Below are 24,063 nucleotides of genomic sequence, written 5' to 3'. Positions count from 1 at the left end.
ACGGATGTGTGCCGGGGCCCGCCCCTCGTGCTGTCACCACGGCAAGGATCCGGCCAACCACGCAGAGCGATGCCCTCGCCCCGGCCTCGTCCTTGCGCGGCCCGTCACGAGCGGGAACACTCGCGGTCGTCCGCGCATTGAACCGGAAGAGCCGTGGGCGGGCCCCCGCCCGGCGCGTCGGGGGGCTGATCGACTGGCGCGAACTGTGGGGTCGTGTGTCACCCCGTGTGTCCTCGATGTGACGGGCACATGAAACGGTTTGCCGAACATGCGTAGGGTGCAGAGAACTCATCAGAGGTCGGGCGCCCGGAACAGGGCGCACGAGTGCCGGGACGACGAGCGAAGGAGGGAGCCGGAGCGATGGGCGACCACAAAGAACAGCCCTTGCGGGTGGGCGCGGCCGTACGGCGGCGGCGCCGGTCCCTCGAGCTCACGCTCGCCGTCGTCGCCGAGCGCAGCGGCCTGTCGGTCCCGTTCCTCAGCCAGATCGAGAACGACCGGGCACGGCCCAGCACCGGCTCCCTGGAGAAGCTCGCCGACGCCCTGCGCACCACCGCCGTGGAACTCCTCGCCGCCGCCGACCCGGCGTGCAGCGTCGACGTCGTCCGCGCCGAGATCACCGAACCCGGCCCGGAGCCGCGCTCGCGTTCCCTGGTCCGCGGGCACCACCAGATGCACGCCTCGGAGTTCACCGGCGAGCAGGACCCGGGCCGGGAGTTCCAGTACCGCAACGACCAGCTGCTGTACGTCGCCGACGGCGCCGTGGAGATCGAGGCGGAGGGCCGCGCCTACCGGCTGGGCCGGGGCGACACCCTCTACCTCACCGGTGGCGTCCGCCACCGCTGGCGCGCGACCGAGCCGGACACCCGGGTGATCGTGGTCGCGGTCGCGGAGCACATCGAGGCGGTCCGGGACCGGAAGCGGTAGTGCGCGTCGTCTCCCTGGTGCCCTCGCTGACGGAGGCGGTGGCGTGCACCGTGCCGGGTGTCCTGGCCGGTGCGACCGACTGGTGCAGCCGTCCGGCGGGCCTCGCCGTCGCCCGGATCGGCGGCACCAAGAACCCAGACGTCGAACGGATCGTGGCCCTCGCCCCCGACCTGGTGATCGCCAACGAGGAGGAGAACCGGGAGCCGGACCTGGCCGTCCTGCGCGCCGCGGGCGTCGACGTGCTGGTGACCGAGGTGCGCGGCGTCCCGCAGGCCTTCTCGGAGCTGGCGCGGGTGCTGACGGCGTGCGGGGCGGGCGCACGGCCCCGCTGGCTGGACGAGGCGGAGGACGCCTGGGCGAAGGCCGGTCCTGCCGGCGCCCGCGCCACGGCCGTCGTCCCCGTCTGGCGCCGCCCGTGGATGGTGCTGGGCCGGGACACCTTCGCCGGGGACGTGCTGGCCCGGCTGGGCGTCGACCACCTGTACGCGGGCCACGCGGAGCGCTATCCCCGGGTCCCCGTGGCGGAGCTGCGGGCGGCCGGACCCGACCTCGTGGTGCTGCCCGACGAGCCCTACCGCTTCACCGCGGACGACGGCCCCGAGGCGTTCCCCGGGCTGCCGTGCGCGCTCGTCAGCGGACGGCACCTGACGTGGTACGGACCCTCGCTCGCCGAGGCACCGCGGGTCCTGGGCGAGGCCCTGCGAGCAGCTCACCGCTGACCAGCCCGCGCACGGTCTGCGCGGCGACCACCAGCCAGGCGCCCACCAGCACGGCGTAGAGCACGCCGGCGAGGACGTCGTAGGCCGGCAGCCCGGTGTGCCGGGCCAGGGCCGCCGAGCCGGTCACGCAGGTGCCGACCGGGAAGGTGAACGCCCACCAGGTCATCGCGAAGCCCATGCCCCGCCGCCGGGCGCGCACCACGTGCGCGGTGGCCAGGACCGCCCACAGCAGCGCGAACCCCATGACGGGCACCCCGTACAGCAGGGCGAACACCGCGAAGGCCCGCCCGTCCGGGCCGGGCACGACCCCCGGCGCGATCTCCGCGAACTTTCCGACGGCGGTGGTGGACTGCCCCAGCGGGCCCAGCACGAGGAAGAGGCTGGGGGTGAGGAGCAGCGGCAGCGGTCCGCCGGTCACCAGCCGGGCGAAGACCACCGGCAGCATCAGCAGCGTCGCGAGCAGACTCAGCCCGAACAGCGCGACGCACGCGTACAGCAGCGTCTGACGGGCCTGGCCGGCCGGCAGATACGGCACCAGCTGCGGCCCGAGCGCCGCCGACACCATCGGCGCGACCAGCGGCAGCAGCCACACGGGCGTCGCCTCCCCGGGCGCCACCCGATGCCGTACGGCCATGAGGTACGGCACGACGACGGCCGCCGCGAGCGCCAGGACCGTGCCGGTGGTGAACAGCACGGCGTCCAGGGCCACCGCCGCCCGGATGCCGATCCAGTCCCGGCCGACGGTGAGGGCGCCGCCGCCGACGGCCAGCAGCGCCATGGCCAGGCAGCCGTAGAAGGGCGCGACCGCCGGGTCGAGGAGATGGGCGCGGGCCTGGTCGCGATGGTGGCGCCAGTGCAGGGCGCGGGCGGTCAGCAGGGCCACCAGCAGGGCGAGGGAGAGGGCCCAGACCGTCGTGACGAGCGGGCGCAGCCCCGGGACCGGGAAGGGCAGCGTGGCCCCCGCGGTGGCGACGATCGCGGTACCCATGACCGCGGCGTACCAGTTCGGGCCGAGGTGGCGGACGGCGGCGGCTCGGGGGCGCGGGAGGGCGGACAGGGGCTGGGCTGCGGTGACCATGGCACCACGGTCGCGCGGGCGCGGGGCCGCGACCAGGGAGGATGCTTCTATGGGGGCATAAACTGGCCTTATGGGGAGTGCGGAACAGCCCGGGATCGTGGGTTCCATCGCGCATCGGGTCCCGGACCTGGGGGCGCTGGAGCTGCTGCTGGCGGTGGCCCGGCTGGGCAGTCTCGGCGCGGCGGCGCGGGAGCTGGGCATCACCCAGCCCGCCGCGAGCAGCCGGATCCGCTCCATGGAACGCCAGCTGGGCGTGGCCCTCGTCGACCGCTCGCCGCGCGGGTCGCGGCTCACCGACGCCGGTGCGCTGGTCACCGACTGGGCGCGGCGGATCGTCGAGGCGGCGGCGGCGTTCGACGCGGGGGCCCAGGCGCTGCGGGACCGGCGGGACTCCCGGCTGCGGGTCGCGGCGAGCATGACCATCGCCGAATACCTGCTCCCGGGCTGGCTGCTGGCGCTGCGCGCCCAGCGCCCGGACACCGCGGTCTCGCTGCACGCCGGCAACTCGGCGGCGGTGGCCGAGCGGCTGCTGTCCGGGGAGGCCGACCTGGGGTTCGTGGAGGGGCTGACGGTGCCGGGCGGGCTGGACTCGGCGGTCATCGCCCATGACCACCTGGTCGTGGTGGTCGCCCCCGGGCACGTCTGGGCCCGGCGCCGGCGTTCCCTGGCCGCGTCCGAGCTGGCGTCGACCCCGCTGATCCTGCGCGAGAAGGGCTCCGGCACCCGCCAGGTCCTGGACACCGCGCTGGGCGGCCTGGCCCGTCCCCTGATCGAACTGTCCTCGACGACGGCGGTGAAGGCGGCCGCGGTGAGCGGGGCCGGCCCGGCGGTCCTGAGCGAACTCGCGGTGGGGGAGGAGCTGGCGCTGCGCCGCCTGGTCGGCATCCCGGTGGAGGGGGTGGCCCTGGCCCGCGATCTGCGCGCGGTCTGGCCGACGGGACACCGGCCGACGGGGCCGGCGCGGGAACTGCTGTCGCTGACCCGGGGGTAGGCGCCGCCGTTCCCGGCGCAACCGCAACCGCAACCGCAACCGCAGGCCGCCTCAGGCCGTCGCCGCCCGTACCAGCGCCTCCATCACCCGGACGTCCTCACCCATCTCCGGATGCCACTGCACGCCCAGCACCCATGCCGCCGACGGCAGCTCGATCGCCTCGACGGTGCCGTCCGCCGCGTGGGCGGACGCGACGAGGCCCGAACCGAGGCGGTCCACCGCCTGGTGGTGATAGGTCGGTACGGCGCACTCCTCCGGGACGACACCGGCGTACAGCGTGCCGGGGACCGGCTTGACCGGGTGCTCGCCGAAGACACCGACGACCTCCGCGTGCCCGTCGATGTGCTGGGTCAGCGTGCCGCCGAGCGCGACGTTCAGCAGCTGCATCCCCCGGCAGACGCCGAGCAGGGGGACGCCCGCCGCGAGTGCCGCGTCGATCAGCGCCAGCTCCCAGGCGTCCCGCTCGCGGGCCGGCGGGCCGGTGCGGGGGTCGCGCTCGGCGCCGTAGTGCACCGGCTCCACATCGGGACCGCCCGCGACGACCAGGCCGTCCAGCCGGGCGACCGTCGCCGCCGCGTGGTCCGGCGCGTCCGGCGGCAGCATCGCGACGAGCCCGCCGGCCCGCTGCACCAGCCACGGATAGCCGGCCGGCAGCAGCGCCGCGTCCAGCTCCCACACGTTCCAGCGCGCGCCGGGCTCCAGATACGTACTCACGCCGATCAGCGGCCTGCCGCCTGTCATGTGCCCTCCCGGCCCCGGTGCTCCCGCCGGCCCTTCCGTGCCGCGCCCAATGGACTGTACGCAAACCTTTTCATGTCAGGAAGCCCCTGAGCAGGGCCGCTGTCCCGCCGCAGTGCTCGCGCATCATCTCCCGGGCCCCGTCCGCGTCCCCGTCCAGCACCGCCTCCACCAGCGCGGTGTGCTGGCGCTGCGAGTGCTCCAGGTTGCGCACCAGCAGCGGGATGCAGTCGAGCAGGTCGTTCACCGTGGCCCGGACCGCCGCGTACTGCGCCGTCAGCGACGGCGAGCCGCACAGCTCGGCCAGGGTGAGGTGGAGCAGGGTGTCCCGCCGGCGGTAGTCGGCCAGCGGCGCGTCCTCGGTCCGGGCGAGCGCCTCGCGCAGCCGGTCCGCCCGCTCGCCGGTCAGGCCGTGCGTCGCGCACAGCCCCGCCGCCCCGACCTCGAGCACCTCCCGGAACCGCAGGACGTCCTCGATGTCGACCTCGGAGATCCGGCGCCGCAGCTCGTCCTCGCCGCCCGCGTCCGTCCGCGGCAGCACAAACGTTCCGCCGTACCGGCCCCGCCGGGACTCCACCAGCCCCTGGTCCTGGAGCACCTTCAGCACCTCGCGCAGCGTCACCCGGCTGATCCCGAGCCGCTCCGCCAGGTCCCGCTCGGCCGGCAGACGCTCGCCCCCCGGCACCAGGCCGAGCCGTACCACCTGGAGGATCTGCTCCAGCGCCTCCTCGAAGCCGTTCCCGGCCCGTACCGGCCGCAGCACCGGCGTCAGCCGGTCGTCCGGTGCTCCGTCCGCGTCCACCGACATCTGGCCGTGCCCCCTTCCCAAGCAATGGTTCTCCGCAATACCTTATGGCTCCCGGCCGCCCGTCACAGCCGAGGAAAGCCCGAAGGAGGCCCTCCCGTGGCAGACCGCACACCCCCGCTCAGTGTCGAGGAACTGCACGCCCTCGTCGCGAGCGGTGAGATCGACACTGTCGTCCTGGCCTTCCCCGATATGCAAGGGCGGCTCCAGGGCAAGCGGTTCGCCGCCCGATTCTTCCTCGACGAGGTGCTCCACCACGGCACCGAGGGCTGCAACTACCTCCTCGCCGTGGACACCGAGATGAACACCGTCGACGGCTACGCCATGTCCTCCTGGGAGCGAGGCTACGGCGACTTCGCCATGCACCCCGACCTGAGCACCCTGCGCCGCGTCCCGTGGAACGCAGGCACCGCCCTGCTCGTCGCCGACCTCGCCTGGAACGACGGCTCGCCCGTGGTCGCCGCCCCCCGCCAGATCCTGCGGCGCCAGCTGGAGCGCCTCGCCGAGCACGGCCTGACCGCCCAGGTCGGCACCGAGCTGGAGTTCATCGTCTTCAAGGACAGCTACGAGGCCGCCTGGGACGCGAACTACCGGGGGCTCACCCCGGTCAACCAGTACAACGTCGACTACTCGATCCTCGGCACCGGCCGTGTCGAGCCCCTGCTGCGCCGGATCCGCAACGAGATGGCCGGGGCCGGCCTCACCGTCGAGTCCGCCAAGGGCGAGTGCAACCCCGGCCAGCACGAGATCGCCTTCCGCTACGACGAGGCCCTCGTCACCTGCGACCAGCACGCGATCTACAAGACCGGCGCCAAGGAGATCGCCGCCCAGGAGGGCGTCTCGCTCACCTTCATGGCGAAGTACAACGAGCGCGAGGGCAACTCCTGCCACATCCACCTCTCCCTCACCGACGCCGACGGCACCAACGTCATGGCCGGCGACAAGGAGGGCGGGATGTCCGACACCATGCGCCACTTCCTCGCCGGACAGCTCGCCGCCCTGCGCGACTTCTCCCTGCTCTACGCCCCGAACATCAACTCCTACAAGCGGTTCCAGCCGGGCTCCTTCGCCCCGACCGCCGTCGCCTGGGGCCACGACAACCGCACCTGCGCCCTGCGGGTCGTGGGACACGGCCGCTCGATGCGCTTCGAGAACCGGCTGCCCGGCGGCGACGTCAACCCGCACCTCGCGGTGGCCGGGCTGATCGCCGCCGGCCTGCACGGCATCGAGCAGAAGCTGGAACTGCCCGAGGCCTGCCCCGGCAACGCCTACGCCGCCGACTACGCACACGTCCCCACCACGCTCCGCGAGGCCGCCGAACTCTGGTCGGCCAGCCCCCTCGCCCTGGCCGCGTTCGGCGAGGAGGTCGTCGCGCACTACCGCAACATGGCACGCGTCGAGCTGGAGGCCTTCGACGCCGCGGTCACCGACTGGGAGCTGCGCCGCTCCTTCGAACGCATGTGAGGCACCCCTTGTCCCAGCTGTACGAGCTCGACGTCCTCAACCCCGCGACGGGAGAGGTCATCGCGACCGTTCCGGGCGCCGTCGAGCAGGACGTCGACGCCGCCGTCCACCGTGCCCGGCGGGCACAGCGGGCGTGGGCCGCCGCCGCTCCCGCGGACCGGGCCCGGCTGCTGCGCCGCTTCGCCGTCGTCGTCGACGAACACCGGGAGGAACTGGCCCGGCTGGAGGTCCGCGAGGCCGGCCACACCCTCGGCAACGCCCGGTGGGAGGCGGGCAACGTCCGTGATCTCCTGGACTACGCCGCCGGCGGCGTGGAGCGGCTCACCGGCCGGCAGATCCCGGTGCCCGGCGGCCTGGACGTCACGATCCTCGAACCGCTCGGCGTCGTCGGCGTGATCGCGCCCTGGAACTTCCCCATGCCGATCGCCGCCTGGGGCACGGCCCCCGCCCTCGCGGCGGGCAACGCCGTCCTCCTCAAGCCCGCCGAGACGACCCCGCTGACCGCGCTGCGGCTCGCCGAACTCGCCCTCGAGGCCGGGCTCCCGGAACACCTCTTCCAGGTCCTGCCCGGACGCGGCGACATCGCCGGCGACTCCCTCGTACGGCATCCCGGCGTCGCCAAGATCGTCTTCACCGGCTCCACCCGGGTCGGGAAACGCGTCATGGCGCTCTGTGCCGACCAGGTCAAGGCCGTCACCCTCGAACTCGGCGGCAAGAGCCCCAACATCGTCTTCGCCGACGCCGACCTGAAGGCCGCCGTCGACCCCTTCTCCTTCCTGGACAACGCCGGCCAGGACTGCTGCGCCCGCACCCGCGTCCTGGTCCAGGAGTCCGTGTACGACGAGGTCCGTGAACTGCTCGCCGACGCCCTGTCCGCCGTGATCGTGGGCGACCCGGCCGACGAGAAGACACAGATGGGTCCGCTCATCTCCCGTCAGCAGCTGGACCGGGTCCGCTCGTTCGTCCCGGACGACGCCCCGGCGCTGCGCGGCACCGCACCGGACGGCCCCGGCTTCTGGTTCCCGCCGACCGTCCTCACGGACGCGGCGCCCGACTCCGAGGCGGCCCGCGAGGAGATCTTCGGACCCGTGGCCGTCCTGCTCCCCTTCACCGACGAGACGGACGCGATCCGGCTCGCCAACGACACCCCCTACGGACTGTCCGGCTCCATCTGGACCCGGGACGTCGGCCGCGCCCTGCGCGTCTCACAGGCCGTGCGCGCCGGGAACCTGTCCGTGAACTCCCACTCCAGCGTCCGCTACTGGACCCCCTTCGGCGGCTACCAGCAGTCGGGCGTCGGCCGTGAGCTGGGCCCGGACGCCCTGACCGCCTTCACCGAAACCAAGAACGTCTTCATCAGCACGGAGGGCCCCGCACAGTGACCGATCAGATCGTGTGCCGTCGTCTCGTCGGCCGCACCGCCGTCATCACCGGAGCCGGCAGCGGCATCGGCCTCGCCACCGCGCGCCGGCTCGCCTCCGAGGGCGCGCACGTCGTCTGCGCCGACGTCGACGAGGCCCGCGGCAAGGCCGCCGCCGAGGAGGTCGGCGGCCTCTTCGTGAAGGTCGACGTCACCGACCCCGAGCAGGTCGAGGCGCTGTTCAAGACGGCCTTCGACACCTACGGCAGCGTCGACATCGCCTTCAACAACGCGGGCATCTCCCCGCCCGACGACGACTCCATCCTGGACACAGGACTGGAAGCCTGGAAGCGCGTCCAGGAGGTCAACCTGACCTCCGTCTACCTGTGCTGCAAGGCCGCCATCCCGTACATGCGGCGCCAGGGCAGGGGCTCCATCATCAACACCGCGTCCTTCGTGGCGCGGATGGGCGCGGCGACCTCGCAGATCTCGTACACGGCGTCCAAGGGCGGCGTGCTGGCGATGTCCCGTGAGCTGGGCGTGCAGTTCGCCCGCGAGGGCATCCGGGTCAACGCGCTCTGCCCGGGCCCGGTCAACACCCCGCTGCTCCAGGAACTGTTCGCCAAGGACCCGGAGCGGGCCGCCCGCCGCCTGGTCCACATCCCGCTCGGCCGGTTCGCCGAGGCGGAGGAGATCGCCGCCGCCGTCGCCTTCCTCGCCAGCGACGACTCCTCCTTCGTCAACGCGAGCGACTTCCTGGTGGACGGCGGGATCTCGGGCGCGTACGTCACCCCGCTGTAGGCGGCGGCCTAGAGGAACGTGTGGCCCTCGCCCCGGTACGTCGGGACGGTCGCGGTCACCGTGTCCCCCTCGACGAGGTGCAGCATCTCGAACCGCTCGCACAGCTCACCGGCCTTCGCGTGCCGGAACCACACCTTGTCGCCGATCAGCAGATCGTCGGCGGGGGAGCCGAGCAGCGGGGTCTGCACCTCGCCGGGGCCCTCCTGGGGGTCGTAGCGCAGCCCCTCGGGCAGATACGGCACCGGAAGCCGGTCGGGCCCGGCGGCACCGGAGGCGGGGTAGCCGCCGCCCAGCACGGTCACGACCCCGACCCCCGGCCGCCGGACGACGGGCTGGGCGAACAGCGCGGCCGGACGCCCGCTGAACGACGTGTAGTTGTCGAACAGCCGCGGCACGTACAGACCGGACCCGGCCGCGATCTCGGTGACCGAGTCCTCGGCGGCCGTGCTCTCCACACTGCCGGTGCCGCCGCCGTTGACGTACTCCAGGTCCGGTACGACGGCCCGCACCGCGCGCACCACCGCGGCCCGCCGCTCCGCCAGCTCACGGCGGGCGGTGGCCTGCATCAGCCGGATGGCACGGGAGCGCAGCGGCCGGCCCACGAGGGAGTCGCCGACACCCGCGATGTGCCCCTCGTACGCCATGATCCCCACGACCTTGAAACCCTGACGGCGGGTCACCGCACGTGCCAGGTCGGCCACTTGGGACGGGGAGTGCAGGGGGGAACGCAGCGCGCCGACCCGTACCCGGCCGCCGAGCAGCCTCAGCGCGGTGTCCAGCTCCAGGCAGACCCGCACCACCTCGGTGCCGCCCCCGCGCGCGGCGTCGATCAGGTCGAGCTGCTTGACGTCGTCCACCATCACGGTGACGGCACCGGCCAGCTTGGGGTCCGAGGCCAGCTCGGCGAAGCCGGAACGGTCCGCCGAAGGGTAGGCGAGCAGGATGTCGTCGAACCCGGACCGCGCGAGCCAGAGGGATTCGGCGAGCGTGAAGGACATGATCCCCGCGAAACCGTCCTTGGCGAGGACGCGCTCCAGCAGGGTCCGGCAGCGCACGGACTTGCTCGCCACCCGGATCGGCTTGCCGCCGGCCCGGCGGACGAGATCGACGGCGTTGGCGTCGAAAGCCTCCAGATCGACGATCGCGAGAGGGGCGTCGAGATGCTCGGTGGCCCGGTCGTACCGGGCCCGGTCGGCGGCGCGCGCAGTCATGAACGAAGCCTGCCAGACTGGATTACCGCAGGGTAGGGGGACGATCCGGGCAGATGCCCCGGGGGCGCGGGACTGGTTCCCGTCCGCGCCGGAACAAGCCGTAGAGTGACGCGCACGCACGGAGGACGGCTCCGGCCGGGAAGCCGCGCCCGGGATGCCGGTCCGCCCGTGCGGGTATGCGTGCCCAGAACGGACCACGACGTCCGCACCGGGCCGCCGGGCACACGCACGTCGGCCCGCGTACGACAACGACGGCCCGGGCACGAGGAAACGGGGGGTGCATTGAGCACGGAAGCACGCCGCGCCTCCATCCCCCCACGCCCCGACGTCCCGCCTCCCCCCGCCCAGCCGCCGACGGTGCCCGCCGCCCCGGACGGCGCCGCGGACGGACCGGCGCGCGACGAGGGCGGACAGCGGGAGACGGCCGGGGGCGCCGCCGGAGCTTCCGGCGAGGGAGCGGCCTGGTCGGCGTTCGGCGTCCGCGGCGCGGACGGGTCACGGGCCCCGGCGCGGCCGGGCCCCGCCACCGACGCGATGCCTCCCGCCCCCCGGACCGCGCCCAGGTCCCCGAACCTGCGGGCGCCGTCCTCCCCCCAGCACACGGACGCCATGACCACCCCGCCCCCACCGCCCGCGTCGGCCCGCTTCCCCGACGCCCCGCCGCCGCCGGCCCACCCCGCCCCGGGCGACGAACCCCGCACACCCGCGCCGACCGAACCCTGGCCGTCCCGCCCGGACGCCTCCCGGGGCCCGGGTGTCACGCGCCCCGCCCGCCTGGACGCCACGCAGGGCCCGGCGACCCCCCGCCCCGCCCGCGCGGGCCTGCACGACTTCCGCCGCCCCGGCCGGAACGCCCCGCGCCCCACCGCCGACGGCCCCGGCGCCCCGCACCGAACGGACGCCGCCGACACGGCGGCCCCGCGTGCCACCGAGCGGCCCGACGCCCCCGACCTTCCTCAGGCGCCCGACAGCGCCTGGACCCCCCTGCCCCGCGGCTGGGTCCCCACCCCGCAGCCGGTACGAGCGACCGACAGCGGCACCGCTCCCACATCCTCGGGCCGCCGCCCGGCGTCCCCCGACGACACCGCTCCCGGCCGCCGCCCCGCCCCGGGCGCCACTCCGGACGCCCGTCCCACACCCGGCGACACCACGACTCCCGGCCACCGTCCCGGCCACGACGCCGCCTCGGACCGACGTCCGGCCCCCGGCAGCAACGGCCCCTCGGGCGGGCGTCCCGCCCCCGGTCACGACGCTGCTTCAGACCGGCGCTCCGCCCCCGGCAGCAGCGCCCCCTCCGACCGGCCTCCCGCTTCCGAGAGCGGCGCGGCCCCGAGCCGTCGTCCCGGCACCGGCAACGACGCCTTCCGGGGCCGGCGACCCGTCTCCGGCAACGACGTCTTCCCGGGTCAGCGACCCGTCTCCGGCAACGACGGTTTCCTGGACCAGCGACCCGTCTCCGGCAACGACGCTTTCCCAGGCCAACGACCCGTCTCCGGCAACGCCAACGCCCCTCGTACCTCCCCGAACCCGAACCCGAACCCGATCCCGAACCCGAACCCGAACCCGGACCTCGACTCCCGGCCGGCCTGGAGTCCCACCTCCTCGCTCCCGCACCCCGACTTCGTCGTGCCGCCGCCCGTGCCGCAGGTGCCGCCGCGGCCCGTGGCCGCGCCCGCGGAGGCGCCGTCCGCCCCGGCGGGCGGCGGTCTCGCTCCCGACCCGGCGCTCTCGTGGAGCGCGCCGATGGCGCCGAACGGTACCGGCGGGGCCACCCGGCCGGTGGTGTCGTTCGCGGAGCCGGAAGGGTTCGGGGAACCGGGCAGGATCGGCGGACGGCGGGGCCGGGTCGCCGTGGCGGCCGCCTGTGTCGTGCTGGGACTCGGGCTGATCGGCGGTGCCGTCACCGGGAGCTGGCTCGTCGGCGACACCGCGGACGCCGCGGAGCGGACCAGCTACACCACCGCCGGCGGCCTGTGGCACAACGTGTCCGTCGACCGGCTCTTCCCGCCCACCGTGGACGGCCAGGGCGCCGGCCCCGGCGGAGCCGACCGCACCTGGACGCGGATCGCCGTCGCCCCGGACAGCGGCTGCGCCGGCGCCTTCGACCCGCTGCTGCTCAAGGCGCTGGCCCCGGTCGGCTGCCAGCGGCTCCTGCGCGCCACCTACACCGACGCCACCCAGAGCTACGTCACCACCGTCGGCCTGCTCTTCACCACCGCCGACGCCACCGCGATGCGCGCGCTGGACACCCGGTTCGCGAAGGAGGGCCTCGTCAAGCGCACCGACCTGATGCCCCGCCCGTACGCCGTGCAGGGCACCGCCGCGGCCGGCTTCCGCGACGGACAGCGCGCCTCCTGGACGATCTCCGTGCTCACGGACGCCCCGGTCGTCGTCTACGCGGTCTCCGGCTGGGCCGACGGCCGTACCGTCGACACCCCCCAGCCCGCGCCGGAGGCCACCGCGTCCGGCGCCACCTCGGCGCCCGCCCAGGCCGGTCTCGGCCACGAGGCGCAGGGCCTCGCCGACCGCATCGAGCGCAGCCTGCGCAGGACCGCCGTCACGCCGCCCTCGGAGCAGCCTTCATGAGCCGTCGCACCCGCACCCGCAGGGCCGGGATCCTCTGCTGTCTCCTCGCCGGCTCCGTCGCGCTGCTGCCCGCCGCCCCCGCCCACGCCGACGGGATACGCGGCCAGCAGTGGGCCCTCGACGCCCTGCACACCCAGGAGGCCTGGCAGACGACCAAGGGCAAGGGCATCACCGTCGCCGTCCTGGACACCGGTGTCGAGGCCGACCATCCCGACCTGGCCGGCAACGTCCTCACGGGCAAGGACATGGTCGGTTTCGGCGCGAAGGAGGGCGACCGGTCCTGGGCCCGGCACGGGACGGCCATGGCCAGCATCGTCGCCGGGCACGGACACGGCTACGCCGACGGCGACGGTGTCATGGGCATAGCCCCGGAGGCCAAGATCCTCCCCGTCCGCGTAATCCTGGAGGACGGCGACCCACAGCGCGCCAAGGCCCGCAACACCCGGGGCAACGCCCTCGCCGAGGGCATCCGCTGGGCCGCCGACCACGGCGCCGACGTCATCAACCTCTCGCTCGGCGACGACTCCGCCTCCGCCCACCCGGAGCCGGCGGAGGACGAGGCCGTGCAGTACGCCCTGAAGAAGGGGGCGGTCGTCGTCGCCTCCGCCGGGAACGGCGGCGAGAAGGGCGACCACATCTCCTACCCGGCCGCCTACCCGGGCGTCATCGCCGCGACCGCCGTCGACCGCTACGGCACCCGCGCCTCTTTCTCCACCCGCCGCTGGTACGCCACGGTCAGCGCCCCCGGCGTCGACGTCGTCATCGCGGACCCGGACCACAAGTACTACCAGGGGTGGGGGACGAGCGCGGCCTCGGCGTTCGTCTCGGGGGCGGTGGCCCTCGTCAAGGCCGCCCACCCGGGACTGACCGCGGCGCAGATCAAGAAGCTCCTGGAGGACACGGCCCGCAACGCCCCCGAGGGCGGCCGCGACGACTCCCGGGGCTTCGGCTTCATCGACCCCGCGGCCGCGATCAGGGCCGCCGACGACCTGAAGCCGCAGGGCCTGAAGACCGTGTCCCCCGGCAAGGAGTACTTCGGTACCGGGCCCGACCCCGCCCCCTCCGACGAGGACACGGCCGGCTGGGCCGCGCCCCTGGCGGGCGCCGCCGGAGTGGTGCTCCTGGTCGCGGCGGTCGTCCTGTGGCGCGGCCGCCGCGAGCGGTACGACGCCTTCTAGCCGGCCGGCGCGCCCCTACGTGCCGACCCGCACGCCCTACTTGCCGACCGGGTCGGCCGAGGTGCCCGACGCCGGGGTCGCCGACGCGCCGTCGTCGGTGGTGAGTGCCGCCACCGCCGCCCGCGCCGCCGCCTCCACCAGCGTGATGCCGTCCGCCTGGGTGGTGCTGCCGTTCGAGAGCACGGCCACCAGGTAGTCGTGGCCGTCCGAGGTCACCCGCCCGATGCTGTTGACGTCCCACAGTCCGGTCGCGCTCCGGGCCAGCCAGCCGTTCTTCAGCTCCCACGCGGTGCCGTCGGCGGCGGCCGAGACGCCCCATCGCTGCCCGGCGGCTATCCGCCCCATCAGCCCCTGGACGTAGGACCGGGAGGCCTCGCTCAGCTCCGAGTCCGTCCCGAAGACCTGCCGGAGCAGCGTGAGCTGGTCGGCCGCCGTGGTCTGGGTCAGCCCCCAGAGCATGTCGTCGCCGCCCTCGGTGGCCGTCAGCCCGAACCGTTCGTTCGCCGCGTCCAGCCCCTCAGCCCTGCCGATGGACCGCCACAGCGCCGACGCCGAGTCGTTGTCGCTGTTCTCGATCATCGCGGTGGCGTACGTCCTCTCGGCCGAGGTGAGCTGCCGGCCCGCGTCCTGCGCCTGGAGCAGCAGGGCCGCCAGGATGTCGACCTTCACGATGCTCGCGGTGTCGAAGGCGGTGTCGCCGTACAGGGCGGTGTCCCCGGAGTCCGTGCCGAGCACGGCCACGGACACGTCCGCGTCACCGGGCACGGTCACCGATGCCATCGCCTCGGCCAGCAGTACGTCGTGATCCACCTCGGGCACCGCCACGCCGTCCACCGACACCTCTCCGTCCGCCGACTCCGACGCGGACACCGAGGGCGCCGCGGAGGCCGACGATACGGCCTCCCCGCCGGAGTGCGCCTGTGCCTTCACATAGACGGTTCCGCCCGCCGTGACGCCGAGGACGGCGACGGCGGCGAGCGCGGTGTGCAGGAGCGGACGGCGCCGGGACGAACGGGCGCGGCGGCCTCGACGGGCTCTGGGAGACTCCATGCCCGCGATGGTGGGGGCGGTGACTGTGCGGGCCGTTAGACGGACGTTAGAGCCGCGTCAGCGAAGTCTGAGAATCCTGTGAAAGTGGTCACCGCCGTGTTTCCGGCCCCGCACAAGCCCAGCAGCATCCCCCCGATAGGGTCGGGGATCGTGGCGAACAAGAACATTCCCGACCCCGGCTTCTCCGACGACGACGGCTCCGCCGATCCCCGGCTGAGTGCCGCGCTCGCCGCCTGGGCCGAGGACCGCACCGCCGTGGGACCCGTACTGGAGGCGCTCGAGGGCGCCCGGCTCCTGGTCCCGGTGGTGGCCGTCCTCGGCGAGGTCGAGGAGGACGAGAACGGCCTGCGCCGCGAGAAGACCAGTGACATGGCCGTCCCCACCCTGAAGGCGGGCACCCGCACCGCGCTGCCGGCCTTCACCTCCACCGACTCCCTCGCCCGCTGGGACCCGGCGGCGCGCCCCGTCGCCGTGCCCCTGCACCAGGCGCTCCAGGCGGCCGCGCACGAGAAGGCGGACACGGTCGTCCTCGACCTGGCCGGGCCGGTGGCCTTCGAACTGACGGGGCCGGCGCTGCTCGCGCTCGCCGAGGGCCGTACGACGGTGGATCCGCTCGCCGACCCGGCGGTGCGGGAGGCGGTACGGGCCGCGGTGGCCGACGAGTCCGCCGTGGTCAGGGCCCACCTCGGGCCGGGGCAGGCCGACGGCACCCTGGCGCTCGTCCTCGACCCGGCCGCCGACCCCGCCGAGGCCGCCCGGACCGTGGCCCGGCGCCTCGCCGCCGACGAGACACTGAGGGCCCGCCTGGTGCGCGGCCTCGACCTGGCACTGCTGCCGGCCGGGACGACGCCTCCGGGCGAGCCCCTGTACGTACGAAGGTGAACGGCTAGCCGTAGACCGGGCCGGTGTACTTCTCGCCCGGCCCCTGGCCCGGCTCGTCCGGGACGAGCGACGCCTCGCGGAACGCCAGCTGGAGCGACTTCAGGCCGTCGCGCAGCGGCGCCGCGTGGAAGGAGCTGATCTCGGTCGTGCTCGCGTCCAGCAGTCCGGCGAGCGCGGTGACCAGCTTGCGGGCCTCGTCCAGGTCCTTGTACTTGTCGCCCTCCTCCGTCAGGCCGAGCTTCACGGCGGCGGCGCTCATCAGGTTGACGGCGACCGTCACGATCACCTCGACCGCGGGGACCTCGGCGATGTCGCGGGTCATCTCGGCGAAGTCGGGGGAGCCGCCGGAGCCGGCGGGGGAGGTGTCACTCATGCAGGACACGATAGGCGCAGGCCGTTCCGGGCCCCCAGTCGGCCTCGATTGGCCGTTCCTGGCGGGGGCTGCTAATCTCGTGTAACGACCGGTCGGACACGCGTGCCACTCAGCAGGCGGGCCCGGCCCACAAGTGGAGGCTCCGAACTCCCACCCGACCACCCCCAGGGCGGCGGGTCACCCGGTCAGGCGACCACCATCGTTCCGTACGGACGATGGAGTCGCCCGGTAGTGCGCCCCGCGATCCTCGCGACGGTGCTCCGGTAGTGCTTGGAGCCCCGCATGTGATCGTTCGGGGCATTTTTTGTGCTTCGGCGTGGTTATAGGAATCTAACAACAGACGTTACGCGGCCGTCCGCCAGACCGCCGCGTGGTGCTACCGAGGAGGATCCATCAGCGCCGAGCCCCGCATCAACGACCGGATTCGCGTTCCCGAGGTGCGACTTGTCGGTCCCAGTGGCGAGCAGGTGGGCATCGTTCCCCTGGCCAAGGCACTGGAGCTTGCGCAGGAGTACGACCTGGACCTGGTCGAGGTCGCGGCGAACGCCCGCCCGCCGGTCTGCAAGCTCATGGACTACGGGAAGTTCAAGTACGAGTCGGCCATGAAGGCCCGTGAAGCGCGCAAGAACCAGGCGCACACGGTCATCAAGGAGATGAAGCTCCGGCCGAAGATCGACCCGCACGACTACGACACCAAGAAGGGTCACGTCGTCCGGTTCCTCAAGCAGGGCGACAAGGTCAAGATCACGATCATGTTCCGCGGTCGTGAGCAGTCCCGGCCCGAGCTGGGCTACCGACTGCTGCAGCGTCTCGCGGAGGACGTCCAGGACCTCGGGTTCGTCGAGTCGAACCCGAAGCAGGACGGCCGAAACATGATCATGGTTCTCGGTCCGCACAAGAAGAAGACCGAGGCCATGGCCGAGGCCCGTCAGGCGCAGGAGGCCCGCAAGGCCGAGGCGAAGGCCAACCCGGGCCGTTCGCAGAACGCCGCGGACGCCGACGCCGTGAACGCCGAGGTCGACGTCGAGGACGAGGCCCCTGCCGAGGCTTCCGCCGAGGCGTGATCCTCGGGACGTCAGTCCCAGGACATAACCGATACAAGCGACGTTCCACCGTGCCCGGTTTCACGACCGGGCACCGGAACGCCACCGACGAGGAGAGAACGGCGCTATGCCGAAGAACAAGTCGCACAGCGGTGCCAGCAAGCGCTTCAAGATCACCGGCTCCGGCAAGGTGCTCCGTGAGCGCGCCGGCAAGCGCCACCTGCTCGAGCACAAGTCGTCCCGCGTGACGCGCCGCCTCACCGGCACCGCCGAGATGGCCCCGGGCGACGCCGCGAAGATCAAGAAGCTTCTCGGCAAGTGACGTACTCGGCGCTCGCCCGAGTGCCGTACGCCTAACCGGGACCCAATCGATTCCGGGCCGTGTGAGTCCAACCACGGCCCCGCTACAAGGAGTTAAAAAGTGGCACGCGTCAAGCGGGCAGTCAACGCCCACAAGAAGCGCCGGGCGATCCTCGAGGCGGCCTCCGGCTACCGCGGTCAGCGTTCGCGCCTGTACCGCAAGGCCAAGGAGCAGGTCACCCACTCGCTGGTCTACAACTACAACGACCGCAAGAAGCGCAAGGGCGACTTCCGTCAGCTGTGGATCCAGCGCATCAACGCTGCGGCCCGCCAGAACGGCATGACGTACAACCGCCTCATCCAGGGTCTCAAGGCCGCGAACGTCGAGGTCGACCGCAAGATCCTGGCCGAGCTGGCCGTGAACGACGCCGGTGCGTTCGCCGCGCTCGTCGAGGTCGCGCAGAAGGCGCTGCCGGCGGACGTCAACGCGCCGAAGGCTGCGTGACGCTGCACCGGCCCCGGCCGATGTGACTGAAGGACCCGCAGGCTGGGGAAGCCTGCGGGTCCTGCCGTGTCTGCACATACCGCTGCTGAAGGTGAACCGCACATGCCCGCCACCCCCGACCTGATCTCCCCCCGCTCCCCGCGCGTCCTGGCCGCCCGGCGGCTCGCCCGGCGGAATTTCCGGGGGAAGGACCGGCTGTTCCTCGCCGAGGGGCCGCAGGCCGTGCGGGAGGCCGCGGCGTACGGCCGGGACACGCTGGTGGAGCTGTTCGCCACCGTCGAGGCCGCGGAGCGGTACGCCGACATCGTCGGGGAGGCGCGCGCCGCGGGCGCCCGGATCCATCTCGCCGACGAGTCCGTCATCGAGGACATCTCCACGACCGTCACCCCGCAGGGACTCGTCGGCGTCTGCCGGTTCCTCGACACCCCGTTCGAGGAGATCCTGGCCGCACGCCCCAAACTGGTCGCCGTGCTCGCGCATGTGCGCGACCCGGGGAACGCCGGCACCGTCCTGCGGTGCGCCGACGCCGCCGGCGCCGAGGCGGTCGTCCTGACCGACGCCTCCGTCGACCTGTACAACCCCAAGGCCGTGCGCGCCTCCGTCGGGTCGCTGTTCCATCTGCCCGTCGCCGTCGGCGTGCCCGTCGAGCAGGCCGTGGCGGGGCTCAGAGGCGCCGGGGTGCGGATCCTCGCCGCCGACGGCGCGGGACGGGACGACCTCGACGACGAGCTGGACCAGGGCACCATGGGCGGGCCCACCGCATGGGTGTTCGGGAACGAGGCCTGGGGGCTCCCGGAGGAGACCCGCGCCCTCGCCGACGCCGTCGTGCGCGTCCCGATCCACGGAAAGGCCGAGAGCCTGAACCTGGCGACGGCCGCCGCCGTATGTCTCTACGCATCGGCCCGTGCACAGCGCGCCTCCGGAGGGTGCCGCTCCGTCACCGAGAGCTAGTAGGGTGACGTGCTCGGGGGGCCTCGTCCGGGAGGTTTGGGAGGTGAGGTACGGGGATGAGTGTCGGTACGAGCAGTGCACCGGGAGCGGCCCGACCGGCCGGTGACCTCGCCGAACTCGGCATCGACCCGGACGACCTGCCCGACGGGCTCGTCGTCGCCGACGAGCAGGGACACGTCGTCTGCTTCAACGCCGCCGCCGCGCGCATCACCGCGGTCCGCGCCGAGGAGGCCCTCGGGCAGCGGCTGGAGAAGGCCCTGCCGTTAGAGGACCTGGAGGGGCGCCGCTGGTGGCAGCTGACCGACCCCTACGGCGGTCTCGCCATCCGGATCGGCCAGCCCGAGCGGAACCTGCTGCTGCCCGGCGGCCGGGAGGTCCTCGTCTCGGTGCGGTACGTGCGCACCGAACCCACCGGGCCCGTCCGGCGGGTCGTCGTCTCGCTGCGGGACACCGAGGCCCGGCGCCGCACCGAGCGCAGCCACGCCGAGCTGATCGCCACCGTGGCGCACGAGCTGCGCTCCCCGCTCACCTCCGTCAAGGGCTTCACCGCCACCCTGCTGGCCAAGTGGGAACGGTTCACCGACGATCAGAAGCGGCTGATGCTGGAGACCGTGGACGCCGACGCCGACCGGGTCACCCGGCTCATCGCCGAGCTGCTGGACATCTCCAGGATCGACTCCGGGCGGCTGGAGGTACGGCGGCAGCCGGTCGACATCGGCGCCGCGGTCGGACGGCACATCCAGGCCTACGTCGCCGCCGGGCAGCCCGCCGACCGGTTCCTGCTCCGCCTGGAGCAGCCGCTGCCCGCGCTGTGGGCCGACCCCGACAAGGTGGACCAGGTCCTCAGCAACCTCCTCGAAAATGCCGTGCGCCACGGCGAGGGAACCGTCACGATTGACGTCACGCCCTCGGCGTCCCCCCGCGAAGGGGAGGACGCCGGTACATCGGTCACCGTGAGCGACGAGGGCGCCGGCATCCCGGAGGAGTCCATGAACCGCGTCTTCACCCGCTTCTGGCGGGGCAGCAAGCGCGGCGGCACCGGCCTCGGGCTGTACATCGTCAAGGGCATCGTCGAGGCCCACGGCGGCACCATCACGGTCGGCCGCGCCCCCGGCGGCGGCGCCGAGTTTCGATTTACGTTGCCCGTGGGGGCCCCGGCCTATCTCTCCTGAGCTTCGGAGATACGCCTGAGCAGCCCGCGGGCGCGTTCGCACACCCTCACCCCGTTAGACTCGGCCTTTGGCACTTCTGTGTCCCAGCACGACGGACCCACGAGCCGGTCACGGGGACCTTCAGCCAGCCAATCGGAAGCACGGGAAGAGATGTCGGCACCGAATAAGTCGTACGACCCTGTCGAGGTCGAGGCGTTGAAACCGGAAGAGATCGAGCGCATGCGGGACGAGGCGCTCGCCGCCTTCGCCGCCGCGGACTCCCTCGACGCGCTCCAGGAGGCCAAGGTCGCCCACACCGGCGGCACCTCGCCGCTGGCGCTGGCCAACCGCGAGATCGGCGCCCTGCCCCCGCATGCCAAGGCGGCCGCCGGCAAGCTGGTCGGCCAGGCCCGCGGCGCGGTGAACAAGGCCCTCGCCGGCCGTCAGGAGGAGCTGGAGGCCGAGCGCGACGCCCGGGTACTGGTCGAGGAGGCGGTGGACGTCACCCTGCCGTACGACCGCGTACCGGCCGGCGCCCGCCACCCGCTCACCACCCTGTCGGAGCGGATCGAGGACGTCTTCGTGGCCATGGGCTACGAGGTCGCCGAGGGCCCCCAGGTCGAGGCGGAGTGGTTCAACTTCGACGCCCTCAACATCGGCCCGGACCACCCGGCCCGCGGCGAGGCCGACACGTTCTTCGTGCAGGGCCCGCAGGGCGGCACCGAGTCCGGTGTCGTGCTGCGCACCCACACCTCGCCCGTCCAGATCCGCTCCCTGCTCGGCCGCGAGCTGCCGGTGTACGTGATCTGCCCCGGCCGGGTGTACCGCACCGACGAGCTGGACGCCACGCACACCCCGGTCTTCCACCAGGTGGAGCTGCTCGCGGTGGACGAGGGCCTCACCATGGCCGACCTCAAGGGCACCCTGGACCACATGGTCCAGTCGCTGTTCGGCGAGGGCATGAAGACCCGGCTGCGGCCGAACTTCTTCCCGTTCACCGAGCCGTCCGCCGAGATGGACATGGTGTGCTACGTCTGCCGCGGCGAGTCCGTCGGCAACCCCGACCGCCCCTGCCGCACCTGCTCCAGCGAGGGCTGGATCGAGCTGGGCGGCTGCGGCATGGTCAACCCCAAGGTGCTGGCCGCCTGCGGCGTCGACCCGGAGAAGTACAGCGGGTTCGCCTTCGGGTTCGGCATCGAGCGGATGCTGATGTTCCGCCACAACGTCGAAGACATGCGAGACATGGTCGAGGGTGACGTCCGGTTCACCCGGCCGTTCGGGATGGAGATCTGATGCGCGTCCCGCTTTCCTGGCTGCGGGAGTACGTCGACCTGCCGGCCACCGAGACCGGCCGCGACGTGCAGGCCAAGCTGGTGTCGGCCGGCCTCGAGGTCGAGACCGTCGAGCAGCTCGGCGCCGACCTCAAGGGCCCGCTGGCCGTCGGCCAGGTGCTGACCATCGAGGAGCTGGAGGGCTTCAAGAAGCCGATCCGCTTCTGCACGGTGGACGTCGGCACCGCCAACGGCACCGGCGAGCCGCAGGAGATCGTCTGCGGCGCCCGCAACTTCGCCGTCGGCGACAAGGTCGTGGTCGTCCTTCCGGGCGCCGTCCTGCCCGGCGGTTTCGCGATCGCCGCCCGCAAGACGTACGGCAGGACCTCCCACGGCATGATCTGCTCCAGCGACGAGCTGGGCATGGGCGACGACGGCACCAAGGGCATCATCGTGCTGCCCCCGGAGACCGAGGTCGGCAAGGACGCCATCGAGCTGCTGGAGCTGGTCGACGAGGTCCTGGACATCGCCGTCACCGCCAACCGCGGCGACTGCCTGTCCCTGCGCGGCGTCGCCCGCGAGGCCGCCATCGCCTACGGTCTGCCGCTGCGCGACCCCGCCCTGATCGACGTACCGGCGCCGAACGCGTTCGGCTACCCGGTGCAGGTCTCCGAGCCGCTGGGCTGCGACCGCTTCACCGCCCGCACCGTCACCGGTCTGAGCCCCGAGGCACGCTCCCCGATCTGGCTGAAGCGCCGGCTCCAGAAGGTCGGCATGCGGCCGATCTCGCTCGCCGTCGACGTCACCAACTACGTGATGACGGAGCTGGGCCAGCCGCTGCACGCCTACGACCGCTCGCTGGTCCAGGGCACCATCGGCGTCCGCCGGGCCGGCGAGGGCGAGCAGATCGTCACCCTCGACGGGGTCACCCGGAAGCTGCACGCCGAGGACCTGGTCATCACCGACGACCGCGGCCCCATCGGCCTCGCCGGTGTCATGGGCGGTGCCGACACGGAGATCGCCGACCACGACGACGAGCAGAAGTCCACCGGCGACGTCGTCATCGAGGCCGCCCACTTCGACGCGGTGTCCATCGCGCGCACGGCCCGCCGGCACAAGCTGTCCTCCGAGGCCTCCCGCCGCTTCGAGCGCGGCGTCGACCCGGCCGCCGCCGCGGCCGCCGCCCAGCGCACCGTCGACCTGCTGGTGCTCCTCGCCGGCGGCACGGCCGACGCGGGCGTCACGGAGGTCACCACCCCCTCCGGCCCGCACACCATCACCGTCCCGGCGGACCACCCCGACAAGGTCGCGGGTGTCGGCTACGGCCGGGAGACCGTCGTACGCCGTCTCCAGGAGATCGGCTGCGACGTCTACGGGCAGGACGAGCTGATCGTCACCGTCCCGTCCTGGCGGCCGGACCTCGCCGAGATCAACGACCTGGCGGAGGAGGTCATCCGCCTGGAGGGCTACGAGAACCTGCCCTCCACGCTGCCCAAGCCCCCGTCGGGCCGCGGCCTCACCCACCGCCAGCGCCTGCACCGCCGCGTCGGCCGCGCCCTGGCCGGGGCCGGTTACGTCGAGGCGCCGAACTACCCGTTCATCGGCGAGGGCGTCTTCGACCAGCTCGGTCTGGACGCCGACGACCCGGCCCGCCGTGTCGTCAGGCTGACCAACCCGCTCAACGACGAGGAGCCCGCGCTCCGCACGTCGCTGCTGCCGGGCCTGCTCGGCGCGCTGCGGCGCAACGACGGCCGGGGCTCGCACGACCTCGCGCTCTTCGAGACCGGGCTGGTCTTCCACCCGCGCGAGGCGGCCGGCGTCGCCGGTCACCTGCCGGTCGACCGCCGCCCGACCGACGAGGAGATCGCCGCGCTCGACGCCGTGCTGCCCGAGCAGCCGCGCCATGTCGCCACCGTCCTCGCGGGCGCCCGCGAGCAGGCCGGCTGGTGGGGCAAGGGCCGTCCGGCCGACTGGGCCGACGCGGTCGAGGCGGGGCGCGCGGTGGCCCGCGAGGCCGGTGCGGAGCTGATCGTCCGCCAGGGCCAGTACGGTCCCTGGCACCCCGGGCGCTGCGCCGAGTTCGTGGTCGTCGCGGACGGCACGGAGACGGTCGTCGGCCACGCCGGCGAGCTGCACCCGCGGGTCGTGAAGGCGCTCGGCCTGCCGGCCCGCACCTCCGCGATGGAGCTGAACCTCGACGTCCTGGAGGCGGTCGGCGACGGCACCCCGCAGGCGCCGGGCATCTCCACGTTCCCCGTCGCCACGCAGGACGTCGCCCTCGTCGTCGACGCGTTCGTGCCGAACGCCGAGGTCGAGGCCGCGCTGCGGGAGGGCGCGGGCAACCTGCTGGAGGGGATCCGGCTGTTCGACGTGTACGTCAACGACGACCAGCTGGGTGAGGGGCGCAAGTCCCTCGCGTATGCGCTGCGCTTCCGGGCGGCGGACCGGACGCTGACCGTCGACGAGGCCTCGGCCGCGCGCGACGCGGCGGTCGCGCTCGCGGGCGACCGGACGGGAGCGGTTTTGCGGGGCTGACCCCTGCCCCCGGGTTTCTTCACTCGTCCGAGTGGCAATCCGAGGCGGACCGGTCCTTCTGAGCCGGCGCCTCGACAGAATCGGACCGGCCTTTCGAGGCCGGTCCGATTCCGCGTTGTGCGGGCCTGGATGGGGGGCCAAACC

22 protein-coding genes are annotated in these 24,063 nt (G+C 73.4%); 16 read left to right on the top strand and 6 right to left on the bottom strand.

All coding sequences use genetic code 11. The features are described 5' to 3' along the window. The first annotated feature begins 360 nt into the window (after positions 1-360). A complete protein-coding gene (locus IE275_RS12710; protein WP_189710964.1) occupies positions 361-927 on the top strand; it encodes a helix-turn-helix domain-containing protein in 567 nt (188 codons plus the stop codon). Continuing rightward, a complete protein-coding gene (locus IE275_RS12705; protein ID WP_189710962.1) occupies positions 927-1,646 on the top strand; it encodes a helical backbone metal receptor in 720 nt (239 codons plus the stop codon). The genes IE275_RS12710 and IE275_RS12705 overlap by 1 nt, the downstream gene beginning before the upstream one ends. Here the strand turns inward: IE275_RS12705 and IE275_RS12700 are convergent. Then, complete coding sequence (locus IE275_RS12700; protein WP_189710960.1) at positions 1,558-2,724, bottom strand: TDT family transporter; 1,167 nt, start codon at positions 2,722-2,724, stop codon at positions 1,558-1,560. The two genes, IE275_RS12705 and IE275_RS12700, sit on opposite strands and share 89 nt — an antisense overlap. Positions 2,725-2,794: 70 nt before the next feature. Between IE275_RS12700 and IE275_RS12695 the strand changes: the two genes are divergently transcribed. Next, positions 2,795-3,715: a LysR family transcriptional regulator gene (locus IE275_RS12695; protein WP_189710958.1), complete on the top strand. Its 921-nt coding sequence runs from the start codon at positions 2,795-2,797 to the stop codon at positions 3,713-3,715. A gap of 51 nt (positions 3,716-3,766) precedes the next feature. On the opposite strand, the gene IE275_RS12690 is transcribed toward IE275_RS12695, so the two are convergent. Both IE275_RS12690 and IE275_RS12685 read right to left on the bottom strand, forming a co-directional pair. Continuing rightward, a complete protein-coding gene (locus tag IE275_RS12690; RefSeq protein WP_189710956.1) occupies positions 3,767-4,456 on the bottom strand; it encodes a gamma-glutamyl-gamma-aminobutyrate hydrolase family protein in 690 nt (229 codons plus the stop codon). Between the two features lie 70 nt (positions 4,457-4,526). Then, positions 4,527-5,261 carry a FadR/GntR family transcriptional regulator gene (locus IE275_RS12685; RefSeq protein WP_189710954.1) on the bottom strand — a complete coding sequence of 245 codons (735 nt, stop codon included), beginning with the start codon at positions 5,259-5,261 and terminating at the stop codon, positions 4,527-4,529. A 96-nt stretch (positions 5,262-5,357) separates the two neighbouring features. Here IE275_RS12685 and IE275_RS12680 point away from each other — a divergent pair, with 96 nt between their 5' ends. The 3 genes from IE275_RS12680 to IE275_RS12670 are packed head-to-tail and all read left to right on the top strand — an operon-like array spanning position 5,358 to position 8,883. Then, positions 5,358-6,722, top strand: coding sequence for a glutamine synthetase family protein (locus IE275_RS12680; RefSeq protein ID WP_189710952.1), 1,365 nt, complete (start codon positions 5,358-5,360; stop codon positions 6,720-6,722). A gap of 8 nt (positions 6,723-6,730) precedes the next feature. Beyond that, positions 6,731-8,104: an aldehyde dehydrogenase family protein gene (locus tag IE275_RS12675; protein WP_189710951.1), complete on the top strand. Its 1,374-nt coding sequence runs from the start codon at positions 6,731-6,733 to the stop codon at positions 8,102-8,104. Then, complete coding sequence (locus IE275_RS12670) at positions 8,101-8,883, top strand: 3-oxoacyl-ACP reductase (protein ID WP_189710949.1); 783 nt, start codon at positions 8,101-8,103, stop codon at positions 8,881-8,883. The genes IE275_RS12675 and IE275_RS12670 overlap by 4 nt, the downstream gene beginning before the upstream one ends. A gap of 8 nt (positions 8,884-8,891) precedes the next feature. Here IE275_RS12670 and IE275_RS12665 read toward each other — a convergent pair whose 3' ends face one another. Continuing rightward, positions 8,892-10,094 (bottom strand): amino acid deaminase/aldolase, encoded by a 1,203-nt coding sequence (locus IE275_RS12665; RefSeq protein ID WP_189710947.1) that lies wholly within the window; start codon positions 10,092-10,094, stop codon positions 8,892-8,894. A 282-nt stretch (positions 10,095-10,376) separates the two neighbouring features. Between IE275_RS12665 and IE275_RS46800 the strand changes: the two genes are divergently transcribed. Together IE275_RS46800 and mycP are read left to right on the top strand one after the other, a co-directional pair. Next, on the top strand, positions 10,377-12,680 hold the full coding sequence (locus tag IE275_RS46800) for a hypothetical protein (RefSeq protein WP_268255263.1): 2,304 nt from the start codon (positions 10,377-10,379) through the stop codon (positions 12,678-12,680). Further along, complete coding sequence (gene mycP, locus IE275_RS12655) at positions 12,677-13,858, top strand: type VII secretion-associated serine protease mycosin (protein ID WP_189710945.1); 1,182 nt, start codon at positions 12,677-12,679, stop codon at positions 13,856-13,858. The genes IE275_RS46800 and mycP overlap by 4 nt, the downstream gene beginning before the upstream one ends. 36 nt (positions 13,859-13,894) lie before the next feature. Here mycP and IE275_RS12650 read toward each other — a convergent pair whose 3' ends face one another. Beyond that, positions 13,895-14,908 carry a serine hydrolase gene (locus IE275_RS12650; protein ID WP_189710944.1) on the bottom strand — a complete coding sequence of 338 codons (1,014 nt, stop codon included), beginning with the start codon at positions 14,906-14,908 and terminating at the stop codon, positions 13,895-13,897. Between the two features lie 150 nt (positions 14,909-15,058). On the opposite strand from IE275_RS12650, the gene IE275_RS12645 reads away from it, so the two are divergent. Continuing rightward, positions 15,059-15,790: an SseB family protein gene (locus tag IE275_RS12645; RefSeq protein ID WP_189710942.1), complete on the top strand. Its 732-nt coding sequence runs from the start codon at positions 15,059-15,061 to the stop codon at positions 15,788-15,790. A 4-nt stretch (positions 15,791-15,794) separates the two neighbouring features. Here IE275_RS12645 and IE275_RS12640 read toward each other — a convergent pair whose 3' ends face one another. After that, positions 15,795-16,163 carry a DUF1844 domain-containing protein gene (locus IE275_RS12640; RefSeq protein ID WP_189710940.1) on the bottom strand — a complete coding sequence of 123 codons (369 nt, stop codon included), beginning with the start codon at positions 16,161-16,163 and terminating at the stop codon, positions 15,795-15,797. A gap of 392 nt (positions 16,164-16,555) precedes the next feature. On the opposite strand from IE275_RS12640, the gene infC reads away from it, so the two are divergent. From infC to pheT, 7 genes are all read left to right on the top strand, one after another. Continuing rightward, positions 16,556-17,227 carry a translation initiation factor IF-3 gene (gene infC / locus IE275_RS12635; RefSeq protein ID WP_189711124.1) on the top strand — a complete coding sequence of 224 codons (672 nt, stop codon included), beginning with the start codon at positions 16,556-16,558 and terminating at the stop codon, positions 17,225-17,227. Between the two features lie 106 nt (positions 17,228-17,333). Further along, positions 17,334-17,528: a 50S ribosomal protein L35 gene (gene rpmI, locus IE275_RS12630; RefSeq protein ID WP_006374321.1), complete on the top strand. Its 195-nt coding sequence runs from the start codon at positions 17,334-17,336 to the stop codon at positions 17,526-17,528. A 99-nt stretch (positions 17,529-17,627) separates the two neighbouring features. After that, positions 17,628-18,011 (top strand): 50S ribosomal protein L20, encoded by a 384-nt coding sequence (gene rplT / locus IE275_RS12625; RefSeq protein WP_162469411.1) that lies wholly within the window; start codon positions 17,628-17,630, stop codon positions 18,009-18,011. A gap of 102 nt (positions 18,012-18,113) precedes the next feature. After that, positions 18,114-18,962, top strand: coding sequence for a TrmH family RNA methyltransferase (locus IE275_RS12620; RefSeq protein ID WP_189710938.1), 849 nt, complete (start codon positions 18,114-18,116; stop codon positions 18,960-18,962). 56 nt (positions 18,963-19,018) lie between these two features. Further along, positions 19,019-20,134, top strand: a complete 1,116-nt coding sequence (locus tag IE275_RS12615; RefSeq protein ID WP_189710935.1) for a sensor histidine kinase — start codon at positions 19,019-19,021, stop codon at positions 20,132-20,134. 150 nt (positions 20,135-20,284) lie between these two features. After that, positions 20,285-21,406, top strand: a complete 1,122-nt coding sequence (gene pheS / locus IE275_RS12610; protein ID WP_189710933.1) for a phenylalanine--tRNA ligase subunit alpha — start codon at positions 20,285-20,287, stop codon at positions 21,404-21,406. Further along, entirely contained in the window at positions 21,406-23,919 is a 2,514-nt protein-coding gene (gene pheT, locus IE275_RS12605; RefSeq protein WP_189710931.1) for a phenylalanine--tRNA ligase subunit beta, read from the top strand. Before pheS ends, pheT begins: the two co-directional genes overlap by 1 nt. The last annotated feature ends 144 nt before the right edge of the window (positions 23,920-24,063 follow it).

It is taken from the genome of Streptomyces phaeofaciens, from assembly GCF_014648915.1.
Lineage (GTDB): Bacteria > Actinomycetota > Actinomycetes > Streptomycetales > Streptomycetaceae > Streptomyces > Streptomyces phaeofaciens.
This window is presented reverse-complemented; position numbering and strand designations above follow the sequence as displayed.